At 72.2% G+C, this 14598-nt stretch carries 14 protein-coding genes and 1 tRNA gene; 6 read left to right on the top strand and 9 right to left on the bottom strand.

All coding sequences use genetic code 11. The annotated features are described in order from the left end of the window. Positions 1-19 precede the first annotated feature (19 nt). Positions 20-607: a lytic polysaccharide monooxygenase gene (locus tag AB0O07_RS22540; RefSeq protein ID WP_365635962.1), complete on the top strand. Its 588-nt coding sequence runs from the start codon at positions 20-22 to the stop codon at positions 605-607. Between the two features lie 357 nt (positions 608-964). Next, positions 965-1468, top strand: coding sequence for a phospholipase (locus AB0O07_RS22535; protein WP_365635960.1), 504 nt, complete (start codon positions 965-967; stop codon positions 1466-1468). Between the two features lie 64 nt (positions 1469-1532). On the opposite strand, the gene AB0O07_RS22530 is transcribed toward AB0O07_RS22535, so the two are convergent. The 6 genes from AB0O07_RS22530 to ehuB all read right to left on the bottom strand — a co-directional run bounded on the left by AB0O07_RS22530 (position 1533) and on the right by ehuB (position 5825). Beyond that, positions 1533-1606 (bottom strand) — tRNA-Lys (locus AB0O07_RS22530). 120 nt (positions 1607-1726) lie between these two features. Then, the gene (locus tag AB0O07_RS22525; protein WP_365635958.1) at positions 1727-2485 is read right to left on the bottom strand and encodes an IclR family transcriptional regulator C-terminal domain-containing protein; all 759 of its coding nucleotides are present in this window, start codon (positions 2483-2485) and stop codon (positions 1727-1729) included. A 383-nt stretch (positions 2486-2868) separates the two neighbouring features. Beyond that, positions 2869-3597, bottom strand: coding sequence for an ectoine/hydroxyectoine ABC transporter ATP-binding protein EhuA (ehuA, locus tag AB0O07_RS22520; protein ID WP_365636241.1), 729 nt, complete (start codon positions 3595-3597; stop codon positions 2869-2871). Between the two features lie 58 nt (positions 3598-3655). Then, positions 3656-4309: an ectoine/hydroxyectoine ABC transporter permease subunit EhuD gene (gene ehuD / locus AB0O07_RS22515; protein WP_365635956.1), complete on the bottom strand. Its 654-nt coding sequence runs from the start codon at positions 4307-4309 to the stop codon at positions 3656-3658. Continuing rightward, positions 4306-5001: an ectoine/hydroxyectoine ABC transporter permease subunit EhuC gene (ehuC, locus tag AB0O07_RS22510; RefSeq protein ID WP_365635954.1), complete on the bottom strand. Its 696-nt coding sequence runs from the start codon at positions 4999-5001 to the stop codon at positions 4306-4308. Before ehuC ends, ehuD begins: the two co-directional genes overlap by 4 nt. Continuing rightward, positions 4998-5825 carry an ectoine/hydroxyectoine ABC transporter substrate-binding protein EhuB gene (gene ehuB / locus AB0O07_RS22505; protein WP_365636238.1) on the bottom strand — a complete coding sequence of 276 codons (828 nt, stop codon included), beginning with the start codon at positions 5823-5825 and terminating at the stop codon, positions 4998-5000. Before ehuB ends, ehuC begins: the two co-directional genes overlap by 4 nt. A 203-nt stretch (positions 5826-6028) precedes the next feature. Between ehuB and AB0O07_RS22500 the strand changes: the two genes are divergently transcribed. Then, positions 6029-6526 (top strand): DUF3830 family protein, encoded by a 498-nt coding sequence (locus AB0O07_RS22500; RefSeq protein WP_365635952.1) that lies wholly within the window; start codon positions 6029-6031, stop codon positions 6524-6526. On the opposite strand, the gene AB0O07_RS22495 is transcribed toward AB0O07_RS22500, so the two are convergent. Both AB0O07_RS22495 and AB0O07_RS22490 read right to left on the bottom strand, forming a co-directional pair. Continuing rightward, on the bottom strand, positions 6507-8021 hold the full coding sequence (locus tag AB0O07_RS22495) for an amidase (protein WP_365635950.1): 1515 nt from the start codon (positions 8019-8021) through the stop codon (positions 6507-6509). The two genes, AB0O07_RS22500 and AB0O07_RS22495, sit on opposite strands and share 20 nt — an antisense overlap. A gap of 36 nt (positions 8022-8057) precedes the next feature. After that, positions 8058-9044 carry a D-2-hydroxyacid dehydrogenase gene (locus AB0O07_RS22490; RefSeq protein ID WP_365635948.1) on the bottom strand — a complete coding sequence of 329 codons (987 nt, stop codon included), beginning with the start codon at positions 9042-9044 and terminating at the stop codon, positions 8058-8060. 195 nt (positions 9045-9239) lie between these two features. Here AB0O07_RS22490 and AB0O07_RS22485 point away from each other — a divergent pair, with 195 nt between their 5' ends. From AB0O07_RS22485 to AB0O07_RS22475, 3 genes are all read left to right on the top strand, one after another. Beyond that, complete coding sequence (locus AB0O07_RS22485) at positions 9240-10082, top strand: decarboxylase (protein WP_365635946.1); 843 nt, start codon at positions 9240-9242, stop codon at positions 10080-10082. Positions 10083-10095: 13 nt separating this feature from the next. After that, positions 10096-10815: a decarboxylase gene (locus AB0O07_RS22480; RefSeq protein ID WP_365635945.1), complete on the top strand. Its 720-nt coding sequence runs from the start codon at positions 10096-10098 to the stop codon at positions 10813-10815. A 233-nt stretch (positions 10816-11048) separates the two neighbouring features. Beyond that, positions 11049-12107, top strand: coding sequence for an LLM class flavin-dependent oxidoreductase (locus AB0O07_RS22475; protein WP_365636237.1), 1059 nt, complete (start codon positions 11049-11051; stop codon positions 12105-12107). A 131-nt stretch (positions 12108-12238) separates the two neighbouring features. Here the strand turns inward: AB0O07_RS22475 and AB0O07_RS22470 are convergent, their stop codons facing one another. Continuing rightward, complete coding sequence (locus AB0O07_RS22470) at positions 12239-14230, bottom strand: bifunctional diguanylate cyclase/phosphodiesterase (protein ID WP_365636234.1); 1992 nt, start codon at positions 14228-14230, stop codon at positions 12239-12241. Positions 14231-14598 lie beyond the last annotated feature (368 nt).

Here is a 14598-nt window from a genome sequence, read left to right as displayed (position 1 = left end):
ACGTTCTCTGGAGTGAAGCATGCGAAAGAAGCTAGGCGCGGCCGTCGTCGGCCTCGCCGTCACCGCCGTATCCCTGCTCGCCACGGGCAGCGCGAGCGGCCACGGCTACACCGAGTCGCCGATCAGCCGTCAGAAGCTCTGCGCCAACGGCACCGTCGCCAACTGCGGCAACATCCAGTGGGAGCCCCAGAGCGTCGAGGGCCCCAAGGGCTTCCCGGAGGCCGGTCCCGCCGACGGCGCGATCTGCTCGGGCGGCAACGGCCAGTTCGCGCAGCTCGACGACGCGCGTGGCGGCTCCTGGCCCACCACCCGGCTGGCGAGCGGCCAGAGCCACACCTTCACCTGGCAGTTCACCGCGCGCCACGCGACGACCGACTTCCGGTACTACGTCACCAAGGACGGCTGGAACCCCTCGCAGCCGCTCACCCGGGCCTCGCTGGAGCTCCAGCCGTTCCTGACGGTGCCGTACAACAACCAGCAGCCGCCGGCCACCCTCTCGCACTCGGGCACGCTGCCCTCGAAGTCGGGGCGCCACATGATCCTGGCCGTCTGGACCATCGCGGACACGTCGAACGCCTTCTACGCCTGCTCCGACGTGGAGTTCTGAGCGCGGGGCCGTATGAGGTCGTACGCGGTCGTACACGGTCGTCCGAGGACCTGTGAGGGCGTATGACCAACTGATCTGACGGAGAGTCAGAGAGTGAAACCTTGGGAGCGCGGCCCGTTTCCCGGCGGCATCTGTCCGGCAAGTCCGGACAGATGCCCGACGGAACGTCAACAGGCCGCGCTCCCAAGGGGCGTGTGGACGCCAAAAGGGTTTCCGAGTGGCTGGAATTGGGGGATCATTTCCGCGTCGGTCATCGCGCGTAGACCTGGCCGACAGCCGCGGAGCTCACGCTGTTGCCGCTCCATGTCACCCCAGGCAAGGAGCGTTCCCCCCCACATGCCCGGAGGTTTTTCCGTCATGCGCAGACGTCTGGCACTTCCGCTCGCCGCCCTCGCTCTCGCCCTCCCCGCCGCCCTGCTCGCCTCCACCGAGGCCGCCGCCGCCCCGGCCGACAAGGCGCAGGTCCTCAGCAGCTTCACCCAGGAGAGCGCGGCCAGCTACAACTCCTGGCTCGCCGCCAACGGCAACCAGGGCGCCTGGGCCGCCTACGGCTTCGACTGGTCCACGGACTACTGCTCCTCCTCGCCCGACAACCCCTTCGGTTTTCCTTTCAAGATGTCATGTGCACGCCATGACTTCGGTTACCGGAACTACAAGGCGGCCGGCCAGTTCCCCGCCAACAAGGCCCGGCTCGACCTGGCGCTCTACGCGGACCTGAAGCGGGTCTGCTCGGCGTACACGGGTGCGAAGAAGACGTCGTGCGACGCGACGGCGTGGACGTACTACCACGCGGTCGACATCTTCGGCTCGGAGGCCCAGAACGCGGGCGGTGCGCAGGGCGGCGCGCAGGGCCCCGCGTAATCGCGCGGTCCCTCACGGGTACGAGTGAGGCCCCCCGCTCGCGCGAGGGGCCTCATCGTGTCGGTGCGCCGCCAGGGACTCGAACCCCGGACCCGCTGATTAAGAGTCAGCTGCTCTAACCAACTGAGCTAGCGGCGCCTGCTGACTCGAAAATAATACCCGCTGTACGGGGGTGCTCCGCACCACGGCCGCCCGGACCCCCTCGGGGCCCCTGTCCGGACCCCCTCGCGGCCCGCCGCTCGGCCCCCGACCGGCCCCTCAGAGCGTGAGTGCCAGGGCGAGCTGGGGCGCCTCCCGGTTCAGCGCCTCCGCCGCGGCGCGCAGCCGGTGGGCGTGTTCCAACGGGAGCGAGAGGGCGAGACAGCCGACCGAGGCGCCCGCCGTCAGCGGCACCGCCGCGCAGACCGTGCCGAGCGCGTACTCCTGGAGGTCCAGGACCGGCATGGTGGGCGGATGGCCGTCGAGCCGGGCGAGCAGCAGCCGCTCGCTGGTGATGGTGCGGGAGGTGAACCGGGCGATCTTGTGGCGGGAGAGGTGTTCCTTCCGTCCGCCGTGGTCGAGCTGGGTCAGCAGGCACTTCCCGATCGCGCTCGCGTGCGCCGTCGTCCGGAAGTCCACGTACTCGTGGACGGCGGGGGTGAGCGGACCCTCGGAGACCTGGGTGATGTCGATCTCGCCGTCGACGTACCGGCTGACGTAGAGCGCGGCGCCGATCCGGTCGCGTACCGCGGCGAGGGTGTCCTGGAGCCGGCTTTCGAGGAACTGGGCGCGGCCGGCGCCGGAGCCGAGCTGGGTGAGCGAGTCGCCGATGACATAGGCGCCGTCCGGCACCTGCTCCACGTACCCCTCGCGGCGCAGCATCGAGAGCAGCGGGGTGAGATGGCCGGCCGGGAGTCCGCTCTCGGTGGCGATCCGGGCGGCGGTCACCCCGCCGCCGTGCCGGGAGACCGTCTCCAGTACGCGCAGGACATAGCGCACCGAATGAAACGGCGCGGTCGGTTCCGGCTTCAGCGCCACGGTCCCCCCTTGGCAGGTCGTCACCGCAAGCTCGCCGACCACGATAACCGCCGGGACCCGGAAAAAGGGCGGCTCTCGACCGGCGAATTCCGGGTGGCCCACCGCTCTGTACTGCGGCGCACCACTCTGGCATATGCCAGAGGGATACTTTTGGGGTCCGGCTCCGGCTCGCCCGCAGGTCAGGGCGGGGATCGGTGCCGAGAGGGAGGGCGGCTCCGTACGACAGGAGCGCGCCCTGAATTCGCGCCGGGCGCACGCCGGGCGTGGTACCCAGAGCGAAGCTCTGGGCATCGATCGCTCGCCTGCCGCCCGGAACCCCGCCCTCCGCGCCCTCGCCGACACGCCGCCCGGGACCGCCCCCTCCTCGCTTGGAGCGCCCGCGCTCAGAGCACCGTGCCGAGGAACTCCCGGGTCCGCTCGTGCTCCGGGTCGGTGAAGATCTTCTCCGGCGGCCCCGATTCGATGACCTTCCCGGCGTCGAACATCATCACGTCATCGGAGATGTCCCGGGCGAACCCCATCTCATGGGTCACACAGAGCATGGTGATGTCCGTGGTGTGCGCGATGTCCCGCAGCACGTCCAGGACGCCCGCGACCAGCTCGGGGTCGAGCGCCGATGTGACCTCGTCCAGCAGCAGGATCCGGGGGCGCATCGCCAGCGCGCGGGCGATGGCCACCCGCTGCTGCTGGCCGCCGGAGAGCTGGGTCGGCCGGGCGTCGCAGCGGTCGCCGAGCCCGACCAGGTCGAGCAGCTCCTGGCCGCGCTCGGCGGCCTCGTCCTTGCCGAGCCCGAGCACCCGGACGGGCGCCTCGGTCACATTGCGCAGGACATTCATATTGGGGAAGAGATTGAACTGCTGGAAGACCATCCCGATGTTCTTCCGCACCTCGCGGACGTGTTTCTCCGGCGCGGGAAAGAGCTTCTCGCCGTCGACGGTTATGGTCCCCTCGTCCGGGGTGACCAGCGTCATCAGCAGCCGCAGGATGGTCGTCTTGCCCGACCCCGAGGGGCCGACCAGGGTGACATGCTTTCCCGGCCGCACGGAGAAACAGAGGTTGTCCAGGACGGTGTTCGTGCCGAAGCGCTTCGTGACGTTCTCGAAGCGGATCAGCTCGTTCTCCGTACCGGCGGACGGACCGCTGCCGCTGCCGGGGGACGTGAGGGTGGGGTCAGCGGACAAGACGACGCTCCAGGGCTCGCATGAGAAGAGAAGCCGGGTAGGCGATGAGGATGAAGGCGATGCCGACCACGGTCAGCGGCTCGGTGTACTGGAAGGTGGCCGCGCTCTCCAGCCGGGACTGCTGGAGCATTTCCAGCACGCTGATCCCGGCGAGCAGCGGGGTGTCCTTCAGCATCGAGATGACGTAGTTGCCGAGCGCCGGCACGATGCGCCGGATCGCCTGCGGCAGGATCACCGCGATCCAGGTCCGGGGGAGCGGCAGGCTCAGCGCGGTGGCCGCCTCCCACTGGCCCACGGGGACCGCGTCGATCCCGGCGCGGTAGACCTGGGCGGTGTACGTCGAATAGTGCAGCCCGATCGCGATCGTGCCGGTGGTGAGTCCCGAGAACTGAATGCCCCACTCGGGCAGGACGAAGTAGAAGAAAAAGAGCTGCACCAGCAGCGGGGTGGTCCGGATGAACTCCGTGACGGCCTGGACCGGCCAGCGGACGGCCCGGGCCCGGGCCCGGAATCCGATCGCCCAGACCAGACCGAGGGTGAAGGAGAGCAGCGAGCCGAGCACCAGCACCTGGAGGGTGAGGAGCAGCCCGTCGAGAAAGCGTGGCATGAAGTCCGCGACGGCGGACCAGTCCCAGGTGTTCATCGGGCGCCTCCGGCGGTCCCCGGGGTGCCCGGTGCGGTGAGGGTGATGCCGATACCGGCCTTCGTCTTCCGCTCCAGCGCCTTCATGGAGCGCGTGAGCACGAGCGCCAGCAGGAAGTAGATCACCAGCGTGATGGAGTAGATCTGCGCGGACTCCTGGGTGGCGAGCCGCACCAGATAGGCGGCGAACGACACATCGGCCACCCCGAGCAGCGAGACCAGCGCCGTGCCCTTCAACAGCTCGACCAGGAGGTTGCAGAACGGCGGGATCATCTCCGGTACGGCCTGCGGCAGCAGGATCAGCCGCATCCGCTGCCACGGCGTGAAGTTCAGCGCGATGCCCGCCTCGCGCTGCGCCGGCACCACGGAGTTGAGGGCGCCGCGTACCACCTCGGCGCCGTACGCCCCGTACGAGAGCCCCAGCGCCAGCACGGCGGCCCACATCGGGACCAGCGCCCAGCCGAAGAGCCCCGGCAGCACGAAGAAGAGCCAGAACATCAGCACCAGCGCCGAGGTGCCCCGGAAGACCTCGGTGTAGAAACCGGCGAGGAAGCGGACCGTACGCGACCGGTGCGTACGGGCCATGCCCACGGCGAACGCCACGAAGGCGGCGAGCGCCGCGCTGTACAGGGTGAGCTGGACGGTGATCCAGATGCCCGGGAGCACCCAGTGGACCCAGAGACCTGTGGTCATGCGCACAGCTCCTTCGCCGTCAGGGTGGTCATCTCCGACTCGGTGAAACCGAACGGCTTGAGCACCCGGAGCAGCTCGCCGCTCCGCTTCATCCGGTGGATCTCGTCGTTGAACGCGTCCCGCAGACCGGTGTCCGTGGGACGGAAGGCGAACCCCCCGCCGTCCACCTTCTTCTCGCCGTCCACCAGCGGCGCGAACGGCTCGGTGGCCTCCGCCCGCCTGCTGTTCCGCACCACCTCGCGGCCGGTGAGCGCCGTCCCGGCGAAGACGTCGACCCGGCCCGACTCCACCGCGTTGAGCCCCGCCACCGGATCCTGGAGGATGACGATCTCCTTCTCGGGTATCCCGGCGGCTATCGCGTAGTCGATCTCCGCGTACCCGGTCCCCGTGGCGAGCTTCGCCTTGGCGCGCACCACGTCCTGGTAGGAGAGGAGCTTCTTCGGGTTCCCCTTGCGCACGATGAAGGAATCGAGCATCTGGTACTCGGGATCCGCGAAGATGACCTGCTTGCACCGCTCCGCGTTGATGTACATCCCGGCCGAGACCACATCGAACTGCTGCGAGTTGAGCCCCGGGATCAGCGAGGAGAAATCGGTGGCCACCGGCTGGACGGCGGCTATCCCCAGCCGCTTGAAGATGATCTTCGCCAGCTCCACCGCCTCGCCGGTGAAATCGCCCTGCTCGTCGATGTACCCGTACGGCGCCTCGCCCGCGATGCCGAGCCGCACCGTGCGCTGGGACCGCAGCCGGGCGAGGGTGTCCCCCGAGGGCACCCGGCCGCACCCGGCGGCGCCGAGCGCCCCCGCGGCGCCCAGGGCGCCCATCCCCAGCAGCAGGGAACGTCGGCGTACGGGGGGATTCGTCCGTCTTTCCCTGCTGTTCTCGGGCGGTTCCATGGTGTTCTCAGGTGGTGAGGCCATGGGCGCGCGGCTACCCGACTCCCTTCGGGTTATGCACATCGATTTGAGCCGATCTCACGCACCCGGTGTCCCCTTGACTGACTCGGGACGGTGAGGACCATGAGTCCATGACCGATCGATTTGTCACCGTGTCATTGGAGAAGCGCGGCGTGCACTGCACCGCGAAACTGCTGGCCGACCGGGCCCCGGTCACCTGCGCCGCGGTGTGGGAGGCGCTGCCGCTGGGCTCGGACGTCTACCACGCGAAGTACGCCCGTAACGAGATCTACGCACTGTTTCCGGCCTTCGCCGCCGAGGAACCACCACTCGAAAATCCGACCGTGACCCCGATCCCCGGAGATCTGTGCTATTTCACCTTCTCCGACACGGAGCTCTCCACCGCGTCGTACGGATACGACGAGAAGGCCACCGCGGGCCGGCGCACCGTCGTCGACCTCGCCCTCTTCTACGAGCGGAACAACCTGCTGATCAACGGCGACATGGGGTGGGTCCCCGGCATCGTCTGGGGCACGGTGGTCGAGGGCCTCGACCGGATGGCCGACGCCTGCCAGGACCTCTGGCGGGCGGGGGCCACCGGCGAGACGCTCAGCTTCCGGCGGGCTTAGCCACCGGAGTACCGTACGGCGGCCCGGGGGCCGGCGCGGGGATCCGGGCCGCGCCGGACTCGTAGAGCGCGTGCGCCGCGCGCAGCACCAGCCCGTCCGCGTGCCGCGCCGCCACGATCTGCACCCCGACCGGCAGCCCGTCCGCGTCCACCCCGCACGGCACCGTGGCGGCGGGCTGCTGGGTCAGGTTGAAGGGGTACGTGAACGGGGTCCACGCCGTCCAGCGCCGCTGCCCCGAGCCGCGCGGGGTCTCCCGGCCCGCCTCGAAGGCGGTGACCGGCAGCGTCGGCGTGACCAGCAGGTCGTACCGGGTGTGGAAGCGGCCCAGCCGCCGCCCCAGCTCCATCCGCGCGTCCACCGCCGCCAGATACTCCAGCGCGCTCCGCCGCTCGCCCGCCGCCACGATCTCCCGCAGCCCCGGGTCGAGCAGCGCCCGCTGCTCCTTCCCGAGCGGCGCCGCCAGCCGCGCCGCGCCGGTGAACCAGAGGGTGTGGAAGGCCTCCACCGGGTCGCTGATGTCCGGGTCCGCCTCCTCGACATACGCGCCGAGCCCGGCCAGCGCGGTCACCGCGCCCCGGACCGCCGAGGCCACCTCGGGGCGGACCGCCACCTGCCCGCCGAACGACGGCGAGTAGGCGATCCGCACCCCCTTCACCCCGTCCGCGCCCGCGCCCAGCGCCTCCCGGACCGGCGGCGCCGGGGCGAGCTGCGACCAGTCCCGCCAGTCGGGGCCGCTGATCACATCGAGCAGCAGCGCCGCGTCGGCCGCGTCCCGGGTCATCGGTCCGGTGTGCGAGAGGGTGCCGAAGGGGCTCGACGGATAGACCGGGACCCGTCCGTAGGTGGGTTTGAGGCCGAAGATCCCGCAGAACGAGGCCGGGATCCGGATCGAACCCCCGCCGTCCGTACCGAGCGCGAGCGGCGCCGCCCCCAGCGCCACCGCCGCGGCGCTCCCGCCGCTGGAGCCGCCGGAGGTGCGGGAGGTGTCGTACGGGTTCCTCGTCACCCCGTTCAGCGAGGAGTCCGTGACGCCCTTCCACCCGAACTCCGGGGTGGTGGTCTTCCCGACGAAGACCGCGCCGTGCTCGCGCAGCCGCGCCACCGGCGGCGCGTCCTCGTCCCAGGCGCCCGCCGCCCGTACGGTGCGCGAGCCGCGCAGGGTGGGCGTCCCGCGCTGGAGCAGCAGGTCCTTCACGGCCACCGGCACCCCGTCCACCAGCCCCCGCGGCTCCCCTCTGCGCCACCGCTCGGCGGAGGCCGCCGCCTGCTCAAGGGCCGCCGCCGAGTCCACCCGTACATAGGCGTTGACCAGCGGCTGCACCGCCTCGATCCGCTCCAGTACGGCGCGGACCGCCTCGACGGGGGAGAAGTCGCCCCGGGCGTAACCGGCGAGCAGGGCCCGGGCGGAGAGGCCGGCGAGGCCGGTGGGGTCGGTGGGACTGGTGGGGCTGGTGGCAGGTCCGGTGGCGGGTCCGGTGGCTCCGGCGGGCGTCATCTGGCCTCCGATACGGTCGGATGCGGTCTGATGCGATCAGTCCTGCATGGGGACGTACCCACGTTTCTTGTCCACCACATGCGGCAGCGGCTTTCCGGCCACCCACAGCTCGTACAACTCGACGAACTGTTCACCCAGCCGGTCCCGCCACCCCACCGTGTCGCCGCTCATGTGCGGGGAGACCAGCAGCCCCGGCACGTCCCACAGCGGGTCGGCCGGATCCAGCGGCTCCCGGTCGAAGACATCGAGCGCCGCCCCCGCGAGCCACCGCTTCGAGACCGCAGCGATCAGGTCCTCCTCGACCACGAGCTGCCCCCGGCCCACATTGACGAACCGCGCCGACGGCTGCATCAGCCCGAACGCCCTGGCGTCGAACATGCCGCGCGTCGCCTCTGTCAGCGGCGCGGCGCAGACCACCCAGTCGGCCCGGGTCAGCAGCCGGTCGAGCTGGTCGGCGCCGTACACGCCGGGGCGCGCCGTACGGCCCGTGACGGCCACCGTCATCCCGAGCGCCCGCAGCGTACGGGCGATGGCCCGGCCGATCGGGCCCGCGCCCACCACCACCGCCCGGCTCTCCGCGATCCGCAGCGTCTCGCGGTGGTGCCAGCGGCGGCGGCGCTGCGCCTCCAGAGTGCCGGGCAGGTCCTTCGCCATGGCCAGCACCAGCCCCGCCACATACTCGGCCATCGGCTCCTCGAAGATGCCGCGCGCGTTGGTGACGACGGTCTCCGAGGCGACCAGCTCCGGGCAGAGCAGCCGGTCCACCCCGGCGCTCGCCGTGTGCACCCAGCGCGGCCTGGGCCCCTCGCCCGGCCAGGCGCTCCGTACCGCGTCCGAGGTGAAGTCCCAGACCAGCAGGGCATCGGCGGCCGGCAGCGCGGCGGCGAGCCCGGCGGCGTCGACCGAGGTGACCCTCGCCCGCCCGGTGAGCCGGCCCAGCCGCGGCGGCGGGTCCGTGGTCAGGACGAGGAGCGCGGGCGGCCGGGCCGGGGCGGGGGACGGCGCGGAGGTGGGTGGTGGCATGCCGGAGTGCCCTTCTGCCGGGGCCGCCGCGCCCGGCGGGGACCGGGCGACGGTCGTGCCGGGATTTCCCAGGGGAAAATTCCGTGCAACGTCTGAGATGTGCCGATTGACCACGCTCGCATCCCGCTCCTACCGTCGTCAACAAGAGCTGAGCCTTGTCAGCGGGGACGTGAGCCTGAGCAAGGAGGCCGGGTCATGGATGTCTCCTTTCTGGGCGGACCGGAGCCACAGCGCGGTGTGGGAGTGGTCGCCCCGTTCGATTTCGCACTCGACCGCGAACTGTGGCGGTGGGTGCCCGACACCATCTCGTTGCGTCTGACCAGGACGCCCTTCGTCCCGGTCGAGGTCTCCCTCGACCTGGCGCGGCTGGTCAGCGAGCACGAGACCCTGGGGGAGGCGGTCCGGGCGCTGGGCGTCTCCGAACCCGAGGTCATCGCGTACGCCTGCGCCTCGGGCAGCTTCGTCGGCGGCCCGGCGGGCGAACACGCCATGTGCGCGGCGATGGCCCGAGCCGGGGCCGTCCCCTCGCTCACCACCACGGGCGCCCTGGTGGAGGCCCTGCGCGAGCTGGGCGCGGCACGGATCGCCCTGGTCACCCCCTATACGGCGTCCGTCACCCGGTCGCTGGAGGAGTACCTGGCGGCGGTGGGGGTAGCCGTGACGGGGCGCGCCTTCCTGGGGCTGACGCGGGACATCTGGAAGGTTCCGTACCGCTCGGTCATGGACATGGCGCGGCAGGCGATGGCGGCCGTGAACGGCGCGGGCGCCGGGGGCGCGGCGGCCGGGGGCGTGGACGCGCTCTTCATCAGTTGCACCAATCTGCCGACGTACGACGTGATCCCGCAGTTGGAGGCCGAACTGGGCATACCGGTCCTCTCCGCCAACCAGGTCACCATGTGGGCCGCGCTGCGCAGGATCGGGGCGGAGGCGGTGGGGCCGTACCAGCGGCTGCTGCTCGACCGGCCGACCGCCGGGAATGTGCCTACGGTGGAACCGGTCGCGCCGACACGGACGGACGAGACGGAAGGATGGACATGACGGAAGGATGGACATGACGACCGTCGGATTCCTCTATCCGGGCCACTCCGCCGAGGACGACTACCCGCGCATCGAGATGCTGCTCTCCCGCGACGTGCGGCTCCAGGTCGTCCACACCGACATCGGGGAGGACGCCCACCGGGTCGACGCGCTGCTGGAGATGGGCGCGGCGGAGCGGCTGGCGGCCGGGGTCGAGGAAGTGCGGCTGGCCGGCGCCGAGTCCGTGGTCTGGGCGTGCACCAGCGGCAGCTTCGTCTACGGCTGGGACGGCGCCCACGAGCAGACCCGCGCCCTGGCCACGGCGGCCGGGCTGCCCGCTTCGAGCACGTCGTTCGCCTTCGCCCACGCGGTACGGGCGCTGGGCGCGAGCCGGGTGGCCGTGGCGGCGACCTACCCGGCGGACGTCACCGCGTACTTCGGGGTCTTCCTCAAGGCGGCCGGCATCGAGGTGGTCGCCGACCGCGCCAGTGGTGTCGTCACCGCCGCCGAGGTCGGCACATGGGAACGGGACCAGGTCATCGCGCTGGCCCGCGCGGGCGACCACCCGGACGCGGAGGCGGTGCTGCTCCCGGACACCGCGCTGCACACCGCCGGGTACCTCCCGGAGCTGGAGGAGGCGGTGGGCAAGCCGGTGCTCACGGCGAACCAGGTCACCGTCTGGGAGGGGCTGCGGCTCGCGGAGCGGAAGGTGTGGGCACCGGCGCTGGGCACGCTCTTCGCGAGCCGGGTCTAGCACCTTCCGGGACCGGAGCCGGGAATAACCGGAGCTGCCCTCCTGTTGTGCGCCGTGAAGTGACGTCACAGGTACGCGTACGCAGGAGGGTCTGACCGGTGGACGAGGCGAACCAAGGTGGGACGGGCCGGGACGGGACGGACCGGAGCGTGCCGGACCGGGGCACGGGCGCGGGCGCCCCGGAGCCGGGCGCGGGTGCCGGGCCGGAGCCGGGCCCGGGGGCCCAGGACCAGATCCGGGGGACCGTGCGGGGCACCGCCCCCGTACCCCTTTCCGTGCTGGACCTGGTGACCGTCGGCGTCGGCACCACCGCCACCGACGCCCTCCGTACCAGCGTCGCCCTCGCGCGGCTCGCCGAGGAGCGGGGCTTCCACCGCCACTGGGTGGCCGAGCACCACTCCATGCCGGGCGTCGCCTCCACCTCGCCCGCCGTGATCCTGGCCCACCTCGCCGCCCGTACCGAGCGCATCCGGCTCGGCTCCGGCGGGGTCATGCTCCCCAACCACGCCCCGCTGGTGATCGCCGAGCAGTTCGGCACCCTGGAGGCGTTCGCGCCGGGCCGGATCGACCTGGGCCTCGGCCGCGCGCCCGGCACGGACGGGGCGACCGCCGCCGCGCTGCGCCGCTCCGACCGGCTGCACGAGGGCGCCGACGACTTCCCCCGGCAACTCGCCGAGCTGGTCCGCTTCCTGGACGACGACTTCCCCGACGCCCACCCCTACGCCCGTATCCACGCCGTCCCCGGACCGGTCCAGGGCCCCACGGGCCGGCCGCCGGTCTGGCTGCTGGGCTCCTCCGGCTTCAGCGCCCGGCTGGCCGGACGGCTCGGGCTGCCGTTCGCCTTCGCCCACCACTTCTCCGCCCAGAACACCATCCCGGCGCTCGACCTCTACCGCGAGTCGTTCCAGCCCTCCGCCGTGCTCGACACGCCGTACGCGCTGATCGGCGTCGCCGCGTTCGCCGCCGACGACGAGCGCGAGGCCCGCCGCCAGGTGCGCACCGGCGCGCTCTCGATGGTGCGGCTGCGCACCGGGCGGCCGGGGCTCGTACCGACGCCGGAGGAGGCGGAGGCGTACGCGTTCAGCCCGCTGGAGGAGGAGTTCGTCAGCGGCTGGCTCGGCAATATCGTGCACGGCACGCGGGACGCGGTGGTCGAGGGCCTGAACGACCTCCAGAAGCGCACCGGCGCCGACGAGCTGATGATCACGGCCAACGCGCACGGCGGCGCGGCGCGGCTGCGGAGTTACGAGCTGATCGCCGACGGGTACGGGCTGCCGGCCGCGGGGGCCTGAACGGGCGGGATGTGCGGGCGGGACGTACGGGGCGGGATGTGCGCGCGGGATGTACGCGCGGGACGTACGGGCGGGATGTGCGGGCGGGATGTACGGGCGGCCGGCCGCGCACCCCTCGCCCTCGCCCCGCCTCACACCCCGTTCGGGCTGACCGCCGCGATCATCTCCGCGATCCGTTCCGGGGAGACCGGCCGGGAGAAGAGCCACCCCTGGCCGGTGTCGCAGCCGATGCGCTGGAGCCGGGCCGCCTGGCCCGAGGTCTCCACGCACTCGGCGGTGACGGTCAGCCCCAGCCGGTGGGCGAGCTGGACCAGGGCCTCCACGATGGTCTCGTCCGCCGGGCTGGGATGCGCCCCGTCGTCGTACCGGAAGCCCCGCACGAAGGAGCCGTCCAGCTTGAGCACCGAGACCGGGAGCCGGCTCAGGTAGGCGAGGTTCGAGTAGCCGGTGCCGAAGTCGTCGATCGCGATCCGTACGCCCATGTCGCTCAGCGCCTGGAGGGCCTGGAGGGGCCGGCCCGCCGAGCCCATCACGGCCGACTCCGTCAGCTCCAGCTGGAGCAGATGCGGGGAGAGCCCGGTCTCCGCCAGGATCCCGGCCACGTCCCCGACCAGGTCGGAGTCCCAGACCTGGCGCACCGCCACATTGACGCTGACGAAGAGCGGCTGGGCGCCCGGGTGGTCGAGCTGCCAGCGGCGCGCCTGGCGGCAGGAGGTACGGAGCACCCAGCGGCCGAGCTGGACGATCGAGCCGTCCTCCTCGGCGATCCCGATGAACCGATTCGGCGACAGGGTGCCGAACTGCGGGTGGTTCCAGCGGACCAGGGCCTCCACGCCCCGTACCACCCCGTCGGCCATGCCCACCAGCGGCTGGTACTGCACGATGAACTCCTCGCGCTCGACGGCCGGGCGGAGCGCGGAGGTGAGCGCCTGACGGGTCATCCGGTGCGCGTTCCGCTCCGGGTCGAAGAGCGTCCAGCGGGCCTTGCCGTCGGCCTTCGCCCAGTACAGCGTGGTGTCGGCGGCCTGCATCAGAGCGGTCGGGGTGGTGCCTTCCGTGACGCGCTCCACGACCCCGATCGACGCGGAGACCGACAGCCGGTGCCCGGCGAGGTCGAAGGGGCGCTGGAGCGCGGCGAGCACGGAGCGGGCCAGGTCGGCGAGTTGCTCCGTACCCGTGGAGTCCTCCACGAGGATCGCGAACTCGTCACCGCCGAGCCGGGCCACCAGATGGCCGCCGCTGCGGGTGTAGCCGCCCTGGTCGGCGCATTCGGTGAGGCGGCCGGCGACGGCGGCGAGCAGCCGGTCGCCGGTGCGGTGGCCGAGGGTGTCGTTGACGGCCTTGAAACCGTCCAGGCCGAGGTAGCAGAGGCCGATCCGCCCTGTTCTGCCATCCGCCCGGCCGTTTCCTTTCCGGTGACCCGGGTGGCCGGGGTGCCCGGGGCGGGCCGGGAGGTCGTCGGCGGCGCGGTCGTGGCCCCGTACCGAGGGCGCGGGCGAAGGTGACGGCGAGGGCGAGGGCGGCTGCGGGGGAGCGGCGGGCGGGGGCGCGGGGGCCCTGCCGTGCGTCATCCCGTACGCGACGCCGGTGCCGTACGCCGCCACGCTCCCCGAGGCCGGTACGCCCCCGGCGCCGTGCCCGGAGGCATCCAGCGCGGCGGCGAGCCGTTCGAAGAAGAGGGTGCGGTTGGGCAGCCGGGTCACCGGGTCGTGCTGCTGGAGGTGGCGCAGGCGCGCCTGGAGCTCGCGCCGGTCGCTGATGTCCGCGACCGAGAGCAGCACCCGCCCGGTCTCCGGTACGGGCGCCACCGTGACCTCGGTCCACAGGGTCCGCCCGTCGGGGTGCTTGAGCCGGCGCGTGCAGCGGAAGTGGGCGCGCAGGCTGTCCAGCGTGTCCCGGTAGCCGTGCCAGGAGCGGGTGTCGGCGGCCAGGTCGAGGAGGTCGGCGGCGGCCTGGTCGGCGAGGGCGGCGGGCCGGACGCCGAGGAGCGCGCCGAGCGCGTCGTTGGCGTCGACGACGGTGCCCTCGCGGTCGAGGAGCGCCATCGCGAGCCGGGAGACGTGGAAGGCGGCGCGATAGTCACGCGCTTCACGCACCTCCCGTGCCTCCCCTGCCTCGTCCATTTCGTGCGTCTCGTGTGCCTCGTCCGTCGCGTAGAGGGCGGCGCTCCGCACGGTGCGTCCGGCCTGCCCGGCCTGCCCCGTCTGCCCGGTCTGCTCGGCGGTGGTCCGGTCGTGCCGCGCGGTGTCGTCGGCCGGCAGGACCCCGTGCCCGGCCCGGCGCCCGGCGCGCTCGACGGCTTCGCCGCTCTCACTCTCCGTATGCGCCGGGTGGGCCGGGTACGCCGGGCGCCCGCCGCCCGCTGCCACGGCTGCCGCTGGATGCGGCCCTTCGGGGGTTCCGCTCACGGCTCGCTCCCGCGGTGCAGGTGGTTGTCGTACAGGGGGGTGGTGGAGACGGGTCAGCCAGAGAAAGTCTGCCGATCATAGAG

This window comes from Streptomyces sp. NPDC093085 (assembly GCF_040683935.1).
Taxonomy (GTDB): Bacteria; Actinomycetota; Actinomycetes; order Streptomycetales; family Streptomycetaceae; genus Streptomyces.
Note: the sequence above shows the minus strand (reverse complement) of the source record. Positions and strands in the feature narration are given on the sequence as shown.